Source organism: Mycobacterium sp. URHB0021 (genome assembly GCF_054057895.1).
In genome coordinates, this window is record NZ_JBSRZT010000002.1 from 6,013,134 (window position 1) to 6,031,643 (window position 18,510).

Consider the following 18,510-nt stretch of genomic DNA (forward strand, 5'->3'; position numbering starts at 1 on the left):
GTTGGGTGATCACGAATGTTTCCGAGATGATCGTGGCGCGTGATCAGATCGGCCTCCACCGCCGAGCTGCCGTCAGCCGAAGACTGCGAACAACCCCGCCGCCACCGCGAAGCTCACCACCGACAGCACCGTCTCCAGCACCGTCCACGTTTGCAGCGTCTGCTTCACCGACAGGTTGAAGAATTTCGAGATGATCCAGAAGCCGCCGTCATTGACGTGACTGAGGATGATCGAACCGGCCGCGATCGCCATCGCGATCAGGGCCACCGCCATCTGGGAGTAATCGCCCCCGGTGACCAGTGGAGCCACGATGCCACCGGTGGTGACGATGGCGACGGTCGCCGAGCCCTGTGCGATGCGCAGCCCACAGCTGATGATGTAGGCCAAGACGATCACCGGCAGACCAGCCGCGGACATCGTGTCGGCCAGGGCGGTGCCAATTCCGGTGGCGGAGATGACCTTGCCGAAGAACGCACCGGCACCGACGACCAACAACAGCATGCCGACGGGACGCAAGGACTCGCCGGTGAGGACGCTGAGCTCCTGCACGCTCGCGCCGCGACGGACACCGAGCACATAGAAGGCGACCAGCACGGCGATGAGCAGCGCAACTGCGGGTGTACCGAGGAAGGTGAGCACCGAGAGCAACGGTCCCTCATCGAGGAGCTGGGTGCCGAACGTCGCCCCGAGTATCAGAACCAGGGGTATGGCGATGATCGCCGCGATGAGACCAACCGACGGTGGACTGGTCTTGACAGCCTGGTCCGTCTTGGCCGCCGTCTCCTTCACGGTGCCGACGCCCCCGCCGGTGGGCGTCCCACCTGCGCCGTCGGCGTCCCGGTTCTCCTCGACGATGAACTCGGGCGGCACCTCGACCATCATCCGCCTGCCGATGTAAGTGCCCCACAGGATTCCCGCAGCAATGAAACCTGGTATACCGCAAACGAATCCCATCAGAATCAGCCACCCCAGGCTGATCTCCAGCAGGCCCCCGAGGGCAACCGGTCCAGGGTGCGGCGGCAGGAACGCATGGGTCATCGAAAGGCCCGCAACCATCGGCATCGCGTAGAGCACCAGCGACTTGCCGCCGCGCTTGGCGGCCACATAGACCAGCGGCGCCAGCACGAAGATTCCGATGTCGAAGAATACCGGGATGCCGAAGATCAGACCGAGCAGGCCCATCGCGACCGGCGCGCCGCGTTCGCCGAATATCCCGAGCAGCTTGGTCATCAAGACGTCGGCGCCGCCCGACCGTTCGAGGATGGCGCCCAGGACGGTTCCGAGTCCGATGATCACCGCGATGTGTCCGAGGATGGACCCGAAACCGGTCTCCAGTATCGAATCGCCGCTCTTGATCGCGGTGCCGACGATGTCCTTCACGGGTAATCCGGCGGCCAGCGCAAGTCCGAGGCCGGTGAGGAGCAGCGCGATGAACGGTTCCAGCTTGACCTTGATGATGGCGAACAGCAGGATCGCGATCGCGAGTCCGCAGAGAATCAGCAGTCCTGGCGTCGACGTTCTGAGCCAGTCGATCGTGGAACTCATAGCAGGGCCTTTCGGTGGTGTGGACTAGCTCAGTAATTGCACGAACACGGCAGCGCGAGAGGCGATATCGGTCCAGTCGCCGGATCCGACGGCCTGTGGTGGAACGACGTCGGTTCCCGCCGTGACCGCGACGGCGCCGTGTGCGAGGAATTCGGCGGCATTGCCTGCATTGACCCCGCCGGAGGGGATCAGCGACACCTCGGGAAACGGCCCCCGTAGGTCCTTGAAGTACCGTGGACTGAAGGCGCCGGCCGGAAAGATCTTCACCGCAGCGGCGCCCAGATCGAGCGCGACGAGGATCTCGGTGGGCGTGAGGGCACCCATGATCACCGGAATATTGCTGTCTGAAGCGGCTTTCGCGACCTCTGGCCGGACCCCGGGCGTGACGAGGAATTGCGCGCCCGCAGCGATGGCTGCCTTGGCCTGATCCGCGGTGCACACGGTGCCCATCCCCAGCACCGCATCCGAGGACGCGGCGGCGTTCAGGTAGTCGAGGACGCCCGGTGTGGTGAACGTCAGCTCGACAGCGCGAATGCCGGCCCGCGCAAGAGTATTCGACAGTGCCACGGGATCGGGGATCTCCGTGGCGCGAACAACGGCCAGTGCCCGGTCTTGCAGGATGGTCGCCATGGCGGCCGAGACAGACGTACTCATATGGTCTGATTCCTTGACGGGTTCATCCGCAGTGTGCGGCCGGCGAGTCGTCCGGTGGGCTCGCCGTTGTCGATCGCGCACTCGCCGTTCACCAGGACATGGCTGATTCCGCGCGCCTGCTGCTTCGGGTTCTCGAACGTGGCGGTGTCGGTGACGACCGCGGGGTCGAAGAGCACGAGATCCGCGGCATAGCCGACCCGCACGATCCCGCGGTCGGCGAGCCGAAGCCGTTCTGCGGCACGCCCGGTCAGATGGTTGACGCAGTCTTCCAGGCTCAACAGGCCGACCTCACGGACGTAATGGCCCAGATACCGCGGAAAGGTGCCCCATGCCCTCGGATGCGGTCTGGCACCGACCAGAATGGCGTCGCTGCCACCCATGTGTTTGGGGTGCACCATGATTGCGCGGACATTCTCTTCGTGCCCGACATGCTGCAGGATGGTGGTGGCCAACTGGTCACGCCCGAGCAGCTCGAAGAAGACCTCGACCGGGGGAACATTACGGCCTGCGGCGATCGCCTGGATCGTGCTTCCGACATATTCGTCAAGCTCGCTGTTGGCCACGCCGCTGATCTGGATGGTGTCCCATTCGACGGTCACGCCGTGACACCCGTCGGAGCCGTTTACGTTGACGTCTTCGGTGATTCGCGTGCGGACGTCGGGATCCTGGATGCGCTCCAGCGCCGCATCCGGTCCGCCGGACATCGCCCAGCTCGGCAGCAGAGCGGACAGTGTGGTCGAGCCGGGCAGATAGGGGTACGTATCGAGCGTGATATCGCATCCGTCGGAGATGCCGGCGTCGACCATCTCCAGAAACTCTTGTGCGCGTCCGCGGTTGACGCTGAAGTTCATCGTCGCGTGGGTCAGGTGCAGGGGGCAGCCGGTGCCGCGCGCGAGTTCGATCATCTCCGCGTATGCCTCCAGCGCACCCGCTCCGTACGACCGGGTGTGCGGGGCGTAGAAGCCGCCGATCTCGGCGACGACCTCGCACAGCGCCGCGAGCTCTGCGGTGTCCGCGTACATGCCGGGCGTGTAGGTCAATCCGCTGGACATGCCGACGGCACCCTCGCGGAGGGCCTGCGCGAGAAGTTCTTGCATGTGCCGGATCTCGGCGGGCGTGGCGGGGCGTTGATCGGCACCGACCGCGAGAAGTCGCAGTGTGCCTTGGGGCACCAGGTACGCGGCATTGGGCGTGATTCCCTCATCGAGCCGATCGAGATACTCTGCGACACTCCGCCACGAGAAGTCCAGGTCCGTCGGATTGCCGTTCCAGCCGGCGATCTGGCGGCGGACCACGGCCAGCGCGGCGTCGTCGATCGGCGCGTAGGCGATTCCGTCCTGGCCGATGACCTCGGTGGTCACGCCTTGACTGATCTTCGGGAAGTGGCCGGGGTCGGTGAGCAGCCGCAAATCGGAATGGGCGTGCAGATCGATGAATCCCGGCGACAACACGACGCCCGGACTCGGTTCGATGATTCGGTCCGCTCCCGCGATTGTTCGGGGGCCGACGATATCCGCGATCCGGCCGTCGTGTACCACGACGTCCGCCCGGTATCGGTCCGATCCGGTGCCGTCGATCACATCGACGTCTCGGATAAGCAAGTCGGTCATGAGTTTTCGCGCCGCCTAGAAGCTAGAAGAACGTGTGAATGAGGTCGACGATGCGGGGTTGTACCGCATCGGCGTTGTCGATCATCGGGATCAACCGCCACTTGTCGAATGCCGTGCATGGATGTGACAGCCCCAACCGGACGACGGTGCCGACGGGAATGTCATCGGCGCCGCGCGCGGGTAGACGAAGAAACGCGTGCTGGTCGTTGAGCGCAGTGATCTCGGCGGAGTGATCGAGTGTTGCGCTACCGGCACCCGCTATGCGCTGAGGTATCGGCAGCCCTTCGTCGAACGGTAGGTCACGCTTGCCGGCGTCGAGCAGGGCCAGTTCCGCTTCGGGTCGAGAAACGGTGCGTGCCCACCCGTGCATCGCCGACCGCAGCGGGCGGTCGGTCCGGCCGGGACTCAGTGGCGAGATGCCGGCGTAGAAACCGTCGTCATGAATCGCGTACGCACCCGACCGAAGCACGACCGACGTGGGCAAACCGTGCTCGCCCCGTTCGTCGGCCAGATGCGCCAACTGCTCGATCACGAGGTCCGGGTAGGCGCTGCCACCGGCGGTGATCAAAGCCGCAGTGCCGTAACGTCCGTCGTCGGCGAGCTGGCGGTGCAACCGGCCGAGTTGGTCAAGATAGCCTCGGACGGTGTCGAGGCCGGCGGGCCTGCGATCGTGGCTGAGTGCCCCCTCGTAACCGCCGACGCCCGCCAACGTGAGCCGCGCCGAGTGGTGCACCGCCGCGGCGACGGCCCGTGCCGACTCGAGCGTCCGCGCCCCGGTGCGTCCGTGCGGAGCACCGAGTTCCACCAGTACCTTGACGGGCCGTTCACTCGGCCGTGGGGCGAGTAGGTGATCCATCAGCTCGACGGTCTGGACGCTGTCCACCCAGCTGAAGAAGTCGAACGAAGGATCGCGGTCCAACTCCGCGGCCAGCCAGGTCAATGCAGAGGGGTCCACGATCGAATTGGCGAGCATGATCCGGTCGACTCCGAACGACCGGGCCAGCTGCACCTGCCATGGTGTGGCCAACGTGATGCCCCAGGCGCCGGCATTCAGTTGCTTTGCCCACACCTGCGGTGCCATCGTCGTCTTCCCGTGTGGGGCCAGCAGTACGCCCGCCGAGTCCGCCCAGTCCGCCATCACCGTCACGTTCGATTCCACCGCGGCGCGATCCACCGTCAGCAGGGGCGTGGACATCTGATCCAGGGACGGCCCGGTGCGCAGGAATTCGCGAACCGTGCTGCCCCACGCCGCCGCGGGAAGCCCCTTGTGTTGCGGGCCCAGGACGAGGTCCTCGAGCGCGGCAACGGCTACGTGGTCGATCACGGCCGGCTCCTCCCGCAGGCGTTGCGTAATTTGCAACGTTTGTTGCGCCTTATGTGCGATGGCAGTTATTCTGCATCAGAGAATCTGTGACCGCAAGCACTTGAGGAGCCCGATGTGACTTCGCCGACAGCGCTGCGCCCCCGGGCGGTCACGATTGGGGAAGGGCTCGCGGTGCTGGTGGCAGAGCCGGGACCACTAGAGGATTCCGAGTCTTTCGAGCGCACCGCCGGCGGCGCGGAGGCCAACGTCGCGACGGTTCTCGCCCAGTTGGACATCGCGGCCGGATGGATCTCCCGGGTGGGCGATGACGGATTCGGCCGTTATCTGGTCCGGCATCTCGACGAGCGGGGCGTCGATGTGTCCACCGTGGTCACCGACCCCGTGCGGCCCACCGGCCTCTACGTCAAGGAACGCGGCGGCGGTTCGGGTGCAGCCGGCGACTTGGCCGTGGGCGAGAGTCGCATGCTCTACTTCCGCAGTGGATCCGCGGCGAGCGCGTTCTCGCCGGCCGACCTCGCAACGCCGACGGCTGTGCGGTGGCTCGACGGATCGGCACTGGTACACGTCACCGGAATCACCCCCGCACTGTCACGATCGGCAACACAGCTGACCGACTCGCTGGTCTCGATGCCCAGGCGCGGTCGCCTAGTCAGCTTCGATCTGAACTACCGGCCTGCGCTGTGGGCTGGCAGGGCGGTGGAAGCAGCCGAGGTGCTGGGGCGGGCTACCCGCGGTAGCGACATCGTTTTCATGGGTGCCGACGAGTCACTCGCCGTCTTCGGCACCCACGACCCCACGGCACTGCGGGCGCTGTTCCCCCAACCCGAGCACCTGATCGTCAAGAACGACGCGCACACCGTAACCGGTTTCCACGGAGCGGAGCGAGTCGATGTGCCTGCCTTACATCTGACTGTCGTCGAGAAGATCGGCGCAGGTGATGCCTTTGCCGGCGGCTTCCTGGCCGGACTTCTGCACGGGCTTGGGCACGAGGAACGAATTCGGCTCGGTCATCTCTGCGCCGCAGCGGCATTGACGGGTCATGGCGACATCGCCCACCTGCCACCGCTGCACCGGCTCGAGGAACTACTCGCGGTCGGCGTGGCCGAATGGACGCGCCTGGAGGTCGCGAGCGAGCTTGCGAAGCGAATCGCATGAGCCAGTCGCTGTCTCGCGCACTCACGATCCTGGGCGCCCTCGGTGAAGGCCCGAAGTCGCTGGAACAGCTTGCGGCACAACTCGACGTGCACAAGTCAACGGTGTTGCGGTTACTTCGCACGATGGAGTCCGAGCGCTTCGTCCGGCATGACGCCGATCACCGTTATCTGCTGGCTTCGCGGTTGTTCGAGCTGTCTAACCGAGCGCTCGAGCAGCGCGATGTGCGGACCCTGGCGCGCCCACACCTGAGCGCGCTGAACGCCGGCACCGGCCAAACCATCCACCTCGCGGTCTACGAGACACCCGAGGCCGTCTACATCGACAAGTTGGACGCGACCCAGAGCGTGCGGATGTACTCGCGGGTGGGCCGTCCCGCTCCTCTGCACTGCACCGCCGTCGGCAAGGTTCTGGTAGCCGGCCGGCCCCGGTCGGAGTGGCGGCGGATCGCCGAACAGATCGTGTACACCAAGTTCACCGAGCGCACCATCGACTCTCCCGAACGCTATCTCGCCGAGGTGGAACTGGTTGCCGCGCAGGGCTACGCCGAGGACCATGAGGAACACGAGAGCTTCGTGAACTGTATTGCGGTGCCGATCCGTGACGGCACCGGCACCGTGGCCGCCGCGGTATCGATGTCGGTGCCCGACATGCTCCTCAACCACGAACAGGTACTGGCCACCCTGCCGCAGGTTCGCGCTGCCGCGGAGGCGATTTCCGACGAACTCGGCTGGGACCCCCACCGGGACAATCTGTCAGAAATATGACATGACCGACAAGACGGCCGCCATCCCCGACCCCGGCGCAGCGACCTTCGACGATGTGGTGATGCTCCGTGTCCACCTCACCAAGCGCGACGACTTCGCGGCCATCAACGACGCCTACGACGCGTTCGCGATCACCGCCATGGCGTAGCCGCGACATAGACCCCGAGCGCCTTCGGGCAGCGTCGGATCAGGCCGTCCCAGCGCTTTCAGCATCACACAGGTTCACATGACTAAATGGTGCTGTGACGTCGACGTTGTACTTGACTCCCAACGCGAGTGGCAACTCTCCAACCCGTCATTCGTATCGCCTCAGCAACAAGGCATGGGAACGCGTTGGTTTGGCGTTTCTGTTGCTGGCCACGGCTGTTATCTATCTGTGGGACATCACGATCAATGGGATGGGCAACCAGTTCTACGCCGGTGCGGCACAGGCCGGTTCGACGAACTGGGAGGCACTGCTGTTCGGCTCGCTTGATTCCCACAACTTCATCACCGTCGACAAGCCGCCCGTTTCGCAGTGGGTGATGGCGATGTCGGGGCAGATCTTCGGCTTCAGCAGCGCCAGCATGCTCATACCCGAGGCGCTGATGGGTGTGGCGTCCGTCGCATTGCTGTATGCAGCGGTGCGGCGCATCAGCGGACCGAACGCCGCGCTGTTGGCGGGTGCGGTCCTGGCCCTCACCCCTGTGGCGGCGTTGATGTTTCGCTACAACAACCCCGATGCAGTAATGCTGCTGCTGATGACCGCAAGCGCCTACTGCACCGTGCGGGCACTGGACCGCGGCAGCGCCAAGTGGATCGCGCTCGCGGGCGTCGCTCTGGGTTTCGCGTTCCTGGCCAAGATGCTCGAGGGTCTGATGGTGGTGCCGGCAATCGGTCTGGCCTACCTGATCGCAGCGCCGATTCGATGGCGCCGACGCCTGCTTCACCTGGCCGGCGCCGCGGCGGCCTTCGTTGTCTCCGCGGGGTGGTTCGTTCTGCTCACCCTGCTCTGGCCCGCCTCGTCACGGCCCTACATTGCCGGCTCGACCGACAACAACTTCATGAATCTCGTGCTGGGCTACAACGGATTCGGCCGCGTATTGGGACACAATCACCGGCTTCTGGCTTCTGATCACGTGATCGGCACGTCGGCCGGCGCCGAGGTTCGTCTCAACTCTCCATTCGGCACGCACAACCAGGTGCAGGGCGCACCGCGGTTGTTCTCGGGCGAGTTCGGCTTCGAGATCGGTTGGCTGCTGCCGGCGGCATTGCTGGCCGTGGTGCTGGTGATCGTCTCACGGGGCCGCTCTCCGCGGACCGATCCGGTGCGAGCCGGCGCGGTGCTGTTCGGCGGCTGGCTCCTGGTCGATGGACTGGTGCTCAGCTTCATGCACACTCAGATCCCGCCGTATTACTGCATGTCGTTGGCCGCGGCAATGGCGGGCACGTTTTCGATCGGCGTCCATCAGACGTGGCAGAGCCGCGCATCCAAATGCGGCCGGACAGGGCTTGCGGCAATGCTGTTGGTGACGGGCGTCTGGAGCTGGTGGATACTTGGCCGCAATCAGGGCTGGTTGCCGCCGCTGCGCTGGATCGTTCTGTTCGTGACTGTCGCAGCGTCGGTCACGCTGCTGGTCTGCTTGTCCTCGCAGGCTCGTCAGCGGTGGGCTGCCCTGGCGCTGATGATGGGACTGGTGGGCGGGCTCGCGGGTTCGGCCGCCTACGCGCTTGCCACCATCGGCCAGCCGCACAATGGACCGCTGGCAATCGTGGGACCCGAAGCTGCGGCTCGATCGGGCAACGAGGCCATGGCGTCCTGGCTGTCCGTCGACAACCCTCAACTGGACGCCTTGTTGCGTACCACCCACACCGAATGGTCGGCGGCGGTCCTTCGCTCGTCCCCCGCTGCCGGCCTGGAGTTATCCACCAACACCGCCGTCATGGCCATCGGCGGATTCCTGGGCACCGACCCAGCGCCGAGTTTGCAGCAGTTCCAGGACTACGTCGCTCAACACCGGATTGCGTACTACATCGTCGCGAAGAACGGACCCGGCCCCCGGAAAGCCGGGAGTCAACAGCATGCCGACATCACCGAGTGGGTCAAGGCTCACTTCGCACCGGCCAAGGCCGGATCCGTTGTCGTCTACGACCTCAGGGTGCCGGCAAAGCCATAATGGGTCATCGGGCCACCTCGTGACAGACGACTCGTAGTTCGCACTCTGAGCCCACGTTTTGGCCGCGAGAGACCTCACCGCCGAGGGACCGCCCGCGGGTCTGCTGGCGAGGCCGACGCCGAGCCGGGTCATGGTTCTGGGACCAGCTGTCCGCGTCCGCATCTGCCTTCCCAGTGAAAGACATTCCGGATGGGCGGCGTTCGTCCGCCAGACGCGCCGTCACCGAGGCTCAGTCTCCGCGCCCATCTCGAAACGGGCCTCCTCAGTCAATTCTGCGAATTTGCTGAAAGGCGACTGTGACGCATGATGTCGCAGCGTAAAAATAGTGCCGATATTGGGGCATGGCTGTCGTTCTGCTGCGAAGATCCCAAGTCCCCGAGAGGATATTGGCAACTGCAAGGAGGAGCACCATGACCGTCAGCCGTACGCTGGCCGCAGCCTTAATCGCCGCCGGATTATCACCGGGATTTGCTAGCCCGGCATGGGCTGACAATTTGAGCGGGACCTTTTCGTTGAACCTCAGCGGCGCCTCTGGAGGCCATACCTCCTGGATCGCTACTTCGACGTGCCCGCCGGCGGCCGGGTGTGTGGCGCACATCGTCAGTTCAACCGGGTGGAGCGGCGAGGCGCAGCTTGCGGGTGATCGTTCGACCATGACGGTCAATCGGCCAGACGGCCAGAGCTGCCCCGACGGCACGCGCCACTCGGAAGTACAGACGTGGTCGTGGGATGCGACGACGCTGGCCGGCCAAGTCAGCGGCGTTTCGACGGATCCCGCCGCCTGCCCGCAGAGTGCCCCCGATTCCTTCGCCTTGACGAAGCTGTAAATGATGTCGGTCCGTTCGCACCGGCGTCACGGGCGCATTCACGTCTCGCTTCCGGCGCAACACCGAAGGCTCCCCTGTTCAGCGCTTCTGCGACCACGTAGCCCCAGCGCGCCTGGTGCCAGGTGCGGCTATTCGTCACGCACCGAGCGCCGGCATGCGCAGTGCGTCTTTAACATCGACCGGTGACCCGGATACTGCTGCGCGGTGCGCAGGTAATCACCATGGCGCCCGGCCGCCCCGACAGCGAACGTATCGACGTGCTGATCGAGGACGACGTCATCACCGAGACGGGCAGCGGCCTCGAGTCGGCGGGCGCTGACGTCGTCGACCTGCGCGGCCGCATCGTCATGCCCGGCTTGATCAATGCACACCTGCACACCTGGCAAACAGCTCTGCGATCGATCGGCGCCGAGTGGACACTGTCGCAGTACTTCACTCATGTGCGCGGCCGCATCGCGCCGCACTACCGCCCGGACGACGTCCACATCAGCAACCTGGTGGGTGCGCTCAATCAAATTAACTGCGGCACAACCACTCTCGGCGACTGGTGTCACAACAATGCCACGCCCGAACACAGTGACGCCGCGGTGGCGGCGCTGCAGGGTGCGGGCATCCGCGCTGTCTTCCTGCACGGCTCACCGGAGCGCGCCCCCGCCGTCACCCACCCACTCGACGAAGTCGACCGCCTCATCGGCATCACGTCAGCGAACACGTCCCTGGTGACGGTGGGAATGGCCATTCTCGGTCCGCAACTGTCGGCTCCCGAGGTCGCGGTGGCGGACTTCCGCGCCGCGGCAGAGCGCGGCATCGTGGCGTCGATGCACCAAAGCGGCGGTGCGCCTGCCGCCGCGTGGGACGCCGTCCGCCGGACTGGGCTCTTCGGACCCACCACCAACATCGTGCACGGTGCTGGACTCACCGAGCACTGGATCAAGCTCCTGATCGATGCGGGTGCCTCATTCACCATCACACCCGAGAACGAACTCGGGCACGGCCACGGACAACCGATCACCGCACTGCTTCTGCGTTACGGAACGGCGCCGTCGCTGGGCATCGACACCGAAACAGCCATCGGCGGAGAGCTTCTCACGGCGGCGCGCGTTGCACTGGCCCACCAGCGGGGGCTCGACCACGAGTGCATTCGCCATATCACCGGCGCCGCGGCCACCGCACCGACGGTGACCTGCAAACAGGCGCTGTCCTGGGCGACCGTCGACGGAGCCCGCGCGCTCGGTTTGGACGACCGGGTCGGCCGGATCGAACCCGGGATGCAGGCGGACGTGGTGGCCGTCGACGCCCGCGCCCTGAACCTCTGGCCCGCACATGATCCGGTTGCCACGGCACTGCACGCCGGCGTCGGCAACATCGAGGCGGTGATCGTCGCCGGGAGGTGGCGCAAACGCGAGCACCGCCTCATCGGTGTAGATCTCGACGACCTCAAGAGCCGCCTACTCGAGTCCGGCGACCGGCTTCGTCACCAACTCAATCGACAATGATCGGACCGTGATCAGTTCACCCGTTGTATCGCAAGGTACTGACTACTCGCACGCACCGATCTGGAGTGTTCAGGGGCGCTTCGATCCCGCCCTGGCCGAACGCGACAACGCGGCGACCTTCGTCTCGTGAGAGACCCTCACAACCTCAATAGCCTGGATTCTGGCTACTTTCAACTCCGGAAACGACAGCGTCCAGTCGCCCGACGAATACGGCGTTATCAAATATGGCGGTTGCCAGTAGTATCCATTTACCTGTGGTCGGCTGTCCCGAAATATCTTCAGCTCCTTTGGAAGAGCCCCGTCGCCATGCTAGAGGTGCTAAGTGCACGAAGCTGTGCCCGCTGGACTTTGCCGGTCGCCGACCTCGGCAGCTCGGCGACGTATTCGATGAACCTCGGATACGCGAAGCGGGAGAATTTCTGTTTCGCGTGCGAAACAATAGCTTCGCTCAGCTCTGCATCTCCGGTGTGCCCCGGCGCCAGTTCGACCCACGCTTTGATGGACTGACCGCGAAGTTCATCGGGCAGGCCGGTCACTGATACGTCCTTTACCGGCTCGAGCTCGCGAATGACAGCTTCGAGCTCGTAAGGACCAACGCGGTAACCGGAGGTCTTGATGACGTCATCGGTTCTGCCCAGAAACCAGAAGTAGCCGTCGTTGTCGGCATAGGCCTGATCTTTGGTGTGATACCAACCGCCGCCGAATGTGGCAGCCGACGCCTCCGGCATATTCCAGTAGCCCAAGGGATACTGTGGGTTTGACCGCGCTCGCAGACAGATCTCCCCAGTCTGCCCCAACGCCACTTCCTGTTCATCATCGTCCAACAGGCGAACGTCCCACCCCGGTAGTGGGCGGCCCATGGAGCCCGGTTTCACTGGAACTCCCGGAAAGTTTCCAAGCAGTGGATAGGACTCGGTGGAGCCGTAGTAATCCAGCACAATCACGCCGAATTGTGTTCGGAACCAGTCGATCAGGTCCGGGGTCAGGGGCTCGTTCGAGGAGCACACCGTCCGCAGGGACAGCGGGAACCGAGCGCCGGCGTCGGGAACCTCTTCACGCATCTTACGTAAGAATGTCGGATTGACCAGCGCGCTGGTGACCTCATTGCGGCTCATGCTCTCCAGAAGCGCCGCAGGTTCAAAGCCACCGGCGGGCCGGAACACCAGTTGTGTCGCTCCGAGCCGCAACGGTCCCATCAGCTTCGCCATGGACCAAGCCCAGTCCCCGGCCCCATAGAAGACATCGTCCGCGCCGATCTGGTGACAACAATTGAACTCATTGTGGCCCAACAGTGTTCGGTGGGCATGCACGATTCCCTTGGCCCTTCCGGTGGTGCCCGACGTGTAGAAGATGAGTGCGGGATCGTCGGCCCCGGTCTGGATGTCATCGAACACCGCGGGTCGTTCGGCGATGGCCGGACCGTCAATGTCGATGAAGGTTCCGTCGTAGTCTTCGAACAATTCCCTGGTGGAGCGTTCGGCAATGACCACCGAGACACCACTGTCTTTGAGCCGGTGGCGGATTGGCTCGGGGGCCCATAGCAGCGACATCGTGACCAGGATGGCTCCGGTCCGCAGCACACCGAGGTAAGCGGCCGGGGTGTCGGCCCGTTGGGGCAGGAGTACCGCCACCCTGTGGCCCTTCTGAATCCCGGCTTCCTGAAGGGCGGTGGAGATCTGTCTCGAGCGATCCTGGATTTCGCCCCACTCAACCTCGCGCCGACCCTCTACGGCGGAGTCCACGATCAGGGCGCGCTTGTTGCGCGGGTGTCGGTCGACGATGTCAACGGCCATGTTGTAGAACTCCGGCACATCCCACCTGTGGGCGGCGACCATCGCCGGGTAGCAATCTTCGCCAAGCGAACTGGGGGTAGGCACGTTAACCCTCAACGGGTCCGGCCGGCCAGGAATCGGGTCATTTCGCGTTGCGGTTCACCGGTGCCGTAGGCCTCGCGGTGGACGCGCTTGGCTTCGATAATTGCGTCGCTGAGGGTGTCCTCCTCGAGACGGCGCAGCCGGTTCTTGGTCAAACGCACAGCGCCAGGGGGCAGGGTGCTCAGCCTGGCAGCCAGATCCTTCGCGTAGTCCAGCACGGCACCGTCGTCCGCCACGTAGTTCAACAGGCCCAGACGCTGGGCCTCGGCCGCATCCACCAGTTCGCCGGTGAGGGCGAACTGCGAGGTCTTGGATCTACCCAGGATGCTCCACATCGCCCAGATTCCGGTGATGCTCGGGATGCCGGAGAGCACCTCGGGTTGGCCCATCCGGACTTTCGAGTCGCCTACGCGTAGGTCGGCCAGCACCGCGAACTGAAATCCCGAGCCGGCCGCGATGCCGTTGACGGCGGCGATGGTGATTTGATCGAGATCGCGTATCGCGCGATAGAGCCGGTCGAAGCCGTCGATCCAGGCCTCCGCGGCGGCGTGATCGTCGGGGCTCATCGACGCCGTTTCGGCCAAGTCCTGCCCTGCGCAGAAGCCCTCGCCACTGCCGGTGATGACGACGGTACGGATATCCGGGTTCGCCTTCAGGTCGTCCAGATGGCCGATGATCTCGTCGCGCATCGACTCGGTCCACGCATTGAGTTTCTCGGGGCGGTTCAGGGTGATTACGGCTGTGGCATCGTACTTTTCGAACAACACGTGCTGGGACATGTTTTGATCACACCTCGGTGAGAGCCCACCCGTCCAACATCAAAAACCACTCATCTTGATACCAAACTGATATGGTGCGGAGTGGACATTCACCACCTCAAGTACTTCGTGGCGGTCAGCGAGGAGCTGCATTTCGGCCGGGCAGCGCAGCGCCTGCACATGGCTCAGCCGCCACTGTCTCAGCGAATAAAGGACCTTGAAACCGAACTCGGCGTCCGACTGTTTCATCGGCGGCGAACGGGCGTCGAACTATCCGAGGCCGGGGCGCTGTTGCTCGAGCACGCGCGAAAGGTGCTCGACGGTGTGGCGGATGCACAGGAGTCCATGCGTCGGATCCGGCCAGGCGCCTCGGGGGTGCTGCAGGCGGCGGTGCCTCCGGATACCAACCCACGGGCGCTTCAGGTCATAGTCGAAATCTTTGCATCGGCGGCCCCGGACGTGCTGTTGAACCTGCACGAGCTCACCACGGTTGAGCAGATGGAGCGGTTGCGCGACGGCGAACTCGACGTCGCGGTCGTCCGACACCCGCTGGACAGCGTGGGCTTCGAGTCGGGCCCTGTCGCGTCGAAAGCATTAGGGGTAACGCTGAATTCGTCCCACCCGTTGGCGTCCCAGACGTCGGTCCGGCTACGGGACCTTCAAGGCGATCCACTGATCATCTTCCCGCGCCAGATGGCCCCGCCGCTGTACGACCATTTCCTCCAGACCTGCCGCGACACCGGCTATCTGCCTGCGGCCATCGTGCATGCACGCAACCCGCACTTCACCCACGGCCTGATCCTGGCGGGCAGAGGCGTGCATTTCAACGAAGAGCCGTGGACCGAGTTGCCGGCCGGAATCGTGTGGCGGCCATTGCACGGCGGACCGCTGGCTTGGCGGACATCGGCCCTCTGGCTGAAGAGCAGGCACTCGGCGGAGACCGATGCGTTCGCAGCGGCGGTGTCAGCAGGACTGCGGGCGGGCGGACACCGGTAACCGGTTGGACCACATCGATTAGAAGACCGTGGACTCGCGGCGCAGCTCGCCGGATTCGAACCGGTCGAGCGACAATTCGGTGAAGTCGCGATGGTTGTCATATCCGAGCATCCATCGCGCGACGTGATCGCCGATTACCGGCGCCTGCATGAACCCGTGGCCGGAGAAGCCCACCACATTCCACCAGCCGTCGATCTCGCACGGGCCGACGATGGCGTGGTCGTCTGGTGTCATCTCACGAAGACCGCACCAACCCGAGTTGATTCTCGCGTTCTCCATCCACGGAATGCGGTGCACGAGGGCATCGATGACACCCTCGGCGAGTTCCCAGCGCACGACCGCCTCGTCACTGGGCGGCGTATCTCTGTCGTTGCCGCCCACGATGCCCCCGCTGGTTTCCGGATGCACGTAGGCGCCGGAGGCCAGATCCACGATCAACGGCATCGCCGCCCGGAGTTGCGGCATCGGTTGGATGCCGAACGCCTGCCGTGGGTGCGGCTCGACGGGCAGGTCGAGTCCCACCAGCCGACCGACCTGTGGCGCCCACGGGCCCGCGCAGTTGACGACCGTCCCAGCCTCGACGCGGTCTCCGGTGCTGGTGCGCACAGCACGTACGGCGCCGTTCGGGTCACGTTCGACCTCGACGGCGCGGGTGTTCTGGTTGATCGAAGCGCCCCGCAACCGGGCTTGCCGGGCGAACGCCGCGGTGGCGTCGGTGGGTGACCCCGACCCATCGTTAGGTGTGTACGCGGCGCCGTGCAGATCGGCGGTTTCGATACCTTCCACCACGTCGGCGATCTGGTCGTTTTCCAAGAGAGCCACGTTGATCGACAGGTCCTGCTGCATCGCGGTGTCGCGCTCGAATTGTTGGCGCTGGGCCGCGGTGCCCAGGAGGAACAGGTATCCGTGCTGTCGGAACAGGAACGGCTCTCCGACGAGATCCGCGAAATTCTCAAAGTAATGGACCGCTTCGTGACAGATATCGGCGTTGAGGCGGCTGGAGAACTGTTGGCGGATTCCGCCGGTGGCCTTGGCGGTCGACCCCTCACCGATCAGGCCTTCTTCTAGGACCGTGACATCCGCGCGCCCGTACTTGGTCAGGTGGAATGCGAGTGAGCAGCCGACCACGCCGCCGCCGATGATGACGACAGGTCCTTTCACCGCTGCCGATGCGTTCATCGGCCCTCCGGCGCTTCCGAAGCGGTCGACCACGGATCGTCGGCGGTGACACCCGATTGCAGCCAGTTGATCAAACTGGTGGCGTCCCATACCGGGAGTCCTGTGGCCCGTCGGACTGCGCCGGCGTATGGCGGCAGGTTCGTGCACTCGAACACGAACGCACCGATCGTATTGTCCTGCCGTACAGCGCGAGACGCGGCATCGACGACCTCAGTGCAGGCACGGTGGACGTCCAACTCGGTGATTTTACCGATGATCATCGGGTAGAAGTGCTCGGTGCCCTCCAGACCGAAGATCCTCACCCTCGCGAGCTGGCGTTCATCGACACCGACGGCACGCAGATGCTCACTCGTGAGGGTGCCGCCATTGACGGTCAGCACTGCCACGCTCTGGTCGGGTCGAAGTGTTTGCAGCACAAGAGGTATCTGCAGGAGGCTGGATGTGGCGACCGGGACGTCGAGATGCTCGGCGAGCTCGCGCTGGTAGATGGCGAGGAATCCGCAGCACGTTGCAACGGCGCCGACGCCGAGCGCCACGAGTCGACGGCCGGTCGTCAACGCGTTGCCAAGCAATCCGACGGCTTTGTCCTCGACGACGCGGGTCGTCTCCGCTTCGGCGATGACGTCGTAGGCGACCGGATATGGGAATGTTCTTGCATTGCCGACGTCACCTGCCGGCCGCGGCAAGGTGTTCTCGAGCATCATCACACCGACATCCAGGTTCGTGATCCTGGCGCCTGCGGCCAGCTTCTGCATGCGCTTCCTTTCTCAGAGCTCGAGCTCGCGTTGTCGGGTCTCGCGCAACAGTGCCAGTGCGATCAGCGACAGCACAGCGCCGACGAGTACGTAGATGGAGACCGCGCGCGACGTTCCGGTGGTCTGGACCAGCCAGGCCGCCACGATCGCCGCGGGGGCGCCCGCAACCACGCTCGACATCTGATAGGAGATCGAACTGCCGGAGTAACGCAGGCGTGCCGGGAACTGTTCGGCGTAAACACTTCCGTTGAGCGCGGCCGTGGGTGCGTGTCCGACGCCGAGTCCGAGGACGACTGCCAAACAGATCAGCCATTGCGATCCGGTGTCGAGTAGGGCAAAGAACGGGAATGCCCATATTGCCAGCATGAGTGTGCCGAGCGCATAGACCGGGCGACGCCCGATCTTGTCGGACAGCCGGGCCCAGACAGGGATCATCACCAACTCCACCGCGGCACCGAGAAGCACGCCGGTCAGAGCCCACGACTTCGGGAGACCGAGGTGCTCGGTGACGTAGACGAGCACGTACACCGTCAGCAGGTAGTAGGCGATGGTCGCACCCGCTTGGACGAAGATCAACAGCCCGACGGACCGCCAATGCCCTGCAAGAACCTCCTTGATCGGCATCCGCTGCTTCTTGTCGGTCTCCTCAACCGCGCGGAACTGCGGAGTCTCATCGAGCTTGCTCCGTACCCACATACCGACGACCACCAGCAGGGCACTGAGCAGGAACGGCACGCGCCAGCCCCAACTCAGGAACTCGGCTTCCGGAAGGAGGGCGAACAGCGCCACCATGCCCGCGGACCCGAGTTGTCCGGCAGGTACGCCCATCTGCATCGACGAGCCGTACAGGCCGCGGCGATTTTGGGGCGCGCACTCCACCACTAAGGTTGCTGCGCCGCCCCACTCACCGCCAAGGCCGATGCCTTGAACGGCACGCAGGACTACCAGCAGGATGGGCGCGAGCACCCCGATCGTCGCTGCGGTGGGCAGGCAACCGATGAGAAATGAGCCGCCACCCATCACCATCAGCGTCATGATCAGCGTCTTCTTGCGTCCGATCCGGTCACCGAGGTGGCCGAAAACAAAGCCGCCCAGCGGGCGGAACAGGAACGACACTCCGAAGCTCGCCAACGAGGCCAGCGTGGCGCCTCCCGTGCCCATCCCGTTGAAGAACAGGGTCGGAAAGACGAGCGCAGCGGCGCTGCCGTAGAGGAAGTAGTCGTACCACTCGAGCGATGTACCGACGAAGCCGGCTACCGCTGCCTTTCTTGCCAGGCCGCGGTCCTCGGTTAGCGCCAACGAGCCCGTTCTATTACCGCCGGCATTGTTCGGGGATGTGATGTGCGCCATGACGTCTCCCTTTTCAGTATACGAACTAGTATTCTAAGCTGTATGCGGAGCGTCAAGGCCTGTAGAC

General features: G+C 64.6%; 16 protein-coding genes. 7 read left to right on the forward strand and 9 right to left on the reverse strand.

Annotated features, from left to right (window positions below; translation table 11 throughout):
- Window positions 1-72 precede the first annotated feature (72 nt).
- From ACVWWN_RS32035 to ACVWWN_RS32050, 4 genes are read right to left on the reverse strand one after another with little or no spacing between them, the layout of a single operon-like run.
- Complete coding sequence (locus ACVWWN_RS32035; protein WP_457147448.1) at window positions 73-1,545, reverse strand: GntP family permease; 1,473 nt, start codon at window positions 1,543-1,545, stop codon at window positions 73-75.
- Between the two features lie 24 nt (window positions 1,546-1,569).
- A complete protein-coding gene (locus tag ACVWWN_RS32040; protein ID WP_457147449.1) occupies window positions 1,570-2,199 on the reverse strand; it encodes a bifunctional 4-hydroxy-2-oxoglutarate aldolase/2-dehydro-3-deoxy-phosphogluconate aldolase in 630 nt (209 codons plus the stop codon).
- On the reverse strand, window positions 2,196-3,809 hold the full coding sequence (locus tag ACVWWN_RS32045) for an N-acyl-D-amino-acid deacylase family protein (RefSeq protein WP_457147450.1): 1,614 nt from the start codon (window positions 3,807-3,809) through the stop codon (window positions 2,196-2,198). Before ACVWWN_RS32045 ends, ACVWWN_RS32040 begins: the two co-directional genes overlap by 4 nt.
- Window positions 3,810-3,831: 22 nt before the next feature.
- The gene (locus tag ACVWWN_RS32050) at window positions 3,832-5,133 is read right to left on the reverse strand and encodes an alanine racemase (RefSeq protein WP_457147451.1); all 1,302 of its coding nucleotides are present in this window, start codon (window positions 5,131-5,133) and stop codon (window positions 3,832-3,834) included.
- A 114-nt stretch (window positions 5,134-5,247) separates the two neighbouring features.
- Here ACVWWN_RS32050 and ACVWWN_RS32055 point away from each other — a divergent pair, with 114 nt between their 5' ends.
- The 6 genes from ACVWWN_RS32055 to ACVWWN_RS32080 all read left to right on the forward strand — a co-directional run bounded on the left by ACVWWN_RS32055 (window position 5,248) and on the right by ACVWWN_RS32080 (window position 11,531).
- Entirely contained in the window at window positions 5,248-6,288 is a 1,041-nt protein-coding gene (locus ACVWWN_RS32055) for a sugar kinase (RefSeq protein WP_457147452.1), read from the forward strand.
- A complete protein-coding gene (locus ACVWWN_RS32060) occupies window positions 6,285-7,052 on the forward strand; it encodes an IclR family transcriptional regulator (RefSeq protein ID WP_457147453.1) in 768 nt (255 codons plus the stop codon). The genes ACVWWN_RS32055 and ACVWWN_RS32060 overlap by 4 nt, the downstream gene beginning before the upstream one ends.
- Window position 7,053: 1 nt before the next feature.
- The gene (locus ACVWWN_RS32065; protein ID WP_457147454.1) at window positions 7,054-7,200 is read left to right on the forward strand and encodes a RidA family protein; all 147 of its coding nucleotides are present in this window, start codon (window positions 7,054-7,056) and stop codon (window positions 7,198-7,200) included.
- Window positions 7,201-7,390: 190 nt separating this feature from the next.
- On the forward strand, window positions 7,391-9,208 hold the full coding sequence (locus ACVWWN_RS32070; protein ID WP_457147455.1) for an ArnT family glycosyltransferase: 1,818 nt from the start codon (window positions 7,391-7,393) through the stop codon (window positions 9,206-9,208).
- A gap of 653 nt (window positions 9,209-9,861) precedes the next feature.
- The gene (locus ACVWWN_RS32075) at window positions 9,862-10,035 is read left to right on the forward strand and encodes a hypothetical protein (protein WP_457147456.1); all 174 of its coding nucleotides are present in this window, start codon (window positions 9,862-9,864) and stop codon (window positions 10,033-10,035) included.
- A 182-nt stretch (window positions 10,036-10,217) separates the two neighbouring features.
- Window positions 10,218-11,531 (forward strand): amidohydrolase family protein, encoded by a 1,314-nt coding sequence (locus tag ACVWWN_RS32080; protein ID WP_457147457.1) that lies wholly within the window; start codon window positions 10,218-10,220, stop codon window positions 11,529-11,531.
- A 278-nt stretch (window positions 11,532-11,809) separates the two neighbouring features.
- Here ACVWWN_RS32080 and ACVWWN_RS32085 read toward each other — a convergent pair whose 3' ends face one another.
- Window positions 11,810-13,366, reverse strand: a complete 1,557-nt coding sequence (locus ACVWWN_RS32085) for an acyl-CoA synthetase (RefSeq protein ID WP_457149356.1) — start codon at window positions 13,364-13,366, stop codon at window positions 11,810-11,812.
- Between the two features lie 50 nt (window positions 13,367-13,416).
- A complete protein-coding gene (locus tag ACVWWN_RS32090; RefSeq protein ID WP_457147458.1) occupies window positions 13,417-14,184 on the reverse strand; it encodes an enoyl-CoA hydratase/isomerase family protein in 768 nt (255 codons plus the stop codon).
- Window positions 14,185-14,265: 81 nt separating this feature from the next.
- On the opposite strand from ACVWWN_RS32090, the gene ACVWWN_RS32095 reads away from it, so the two are divergent.
- Window positions 14,266-15,159 (forward strand): LysR substrate-binding domain-containing protein, encoded by an 894-nt coding sequence (locus tag ACVWWN_RS32095; protein ID WP_457147459.1) that lies wholly within the window; start codon window positions 14,266-14,268, stop codon window positions 15,157-15,159.
- An 18-nt stretch (window positions 15,160-15,177) separates the two neighbouring features.
- Here the strand turns inward: ACVWWN_RS32095 and ACVWWN_RS32100 are convergent, their stop codons facing one another.
- From ACVWWN_RS32100 to ACVWWN_RS32110, 3 genes are read right to left on the reverse strand one after another with little or no spacing between them, the layout of a single operon-like run.
- Entirely contained in the window at window positions 15,178-16,338 is a 1,161-nt protein-coding gene (locus tag ACVWWN_RS32100; protein ID WP_457147460.1) for an NAD(P)/FAD-dependent oxidoreductase, read from the reverse strand.
- Window positions 16,335-17,093, reverse strand: a complete 759-nt coding sequence (locus ACVWWN_RS32105) for a hypothetical protein (protein WP_457147461.1) — start codon at window positions 17,091-17,093, stop codon at window positions 16,335-16,337. Before ACVWWN_RS32105 ends, ACVWWN_RS32100 begins: the two co-directional genes overlap by 4 nt.
- 12 nt (window positions 17,094-17,105) lie before the next feature.
- On the reverse strand, window positions 17,106-18,443 hold the full coding sequence (locus ACVWWN_RS32110) for an MFS transporter (RefSeq protein WP_457147462.1): 1,338 nt from the start codon (window positions 18,441-18,443) through the stop codon (window positions 17,106-17,108).
- Window positions 18,444-18,510: the final 67 nt, after the last annotated feature.

Bases quoted from the DNA above. Each gene is read 5' to 3' on its own strand.
- ACVWWN_RS32060 (WP_457147453.1), top strand. From the start codon at position 6,285: ATGAGCCAGTCGCTGTCTCGCGCACTCACGATCCTGGGCGCCCTCGGT.
- ACVWWN_RS32045 (WP_457147450.1), bottom strand. From the start codon at position 3,809: ATGACCGACTTGCTTATCCGAGACGTCGATGTGATCGACGGCACCGGA.
- ACVWWN_RS32085 (WP_457149356.1), bottom strand. From the start codon at position 13,366: ATGGTCGCCGCCCACAGGTGGGATGTGCCGGAGTTCTACAACATGGCC.
- ACVWWN_RS32035 (WP_457147448.1), bottom strand. From the start codon at position 1,545: ATGAGTTCCACGATCGACTGGCTCAGAACGTCGACGCCAGGACTGCTG.
- ACVWWN_RS32105 (WP_457147461.1), bottom strand. From the start codon at position 17,093: ATGCAGAAGCTGGCCGCAGGCGCCAGGATCACGAACCTGGATGTCGGT.
- ACVWWN_RS32100 (WP_457147460.1), bottom strand. From the start codon at position 16,338: ATGAACGCATCGGCAGCGGTGAAAGGACCTGTCGTCATCATCGGCGGC.
- ACVWWN_RS32065 (WP_457147454.1), top strand. From the start codon at position 7,054: ATGACCGACAAGACGGCCGCCATCCCCGACCCCGGCGCAGCGACCTTC.
- ACVWWN_RS32090 (WP_457147458.1), bottom strand. From the start codon at position 14,184: ATGTCCCAGCACGTGTTGTTCGAAAAGTACGATGCCACAGCCGTAATC.
- ACVWWN_RS32075 (WP_457147456.1), top strand. From the start codon at position 9,862: ATGACGGTCAATCGGCCAGACGGCCAGAGCTGCCCCGACGGCACGCGC.
- ACVWWN_RS32040 (WP_457147449.1), bottom strand. From the start codon at position 2,199: ATGAGTACGTCTGTCTCGGCCGCCATGGCGACCATCCTGCAAGACCGG.
- ACVWWN_RS32110 (WP_457147462.1), bottom strand. From the start codon at position 18,443: ATGGCGCACATCACATCCCCGAACAATGCCGGCGGTAATAGAACGGGC.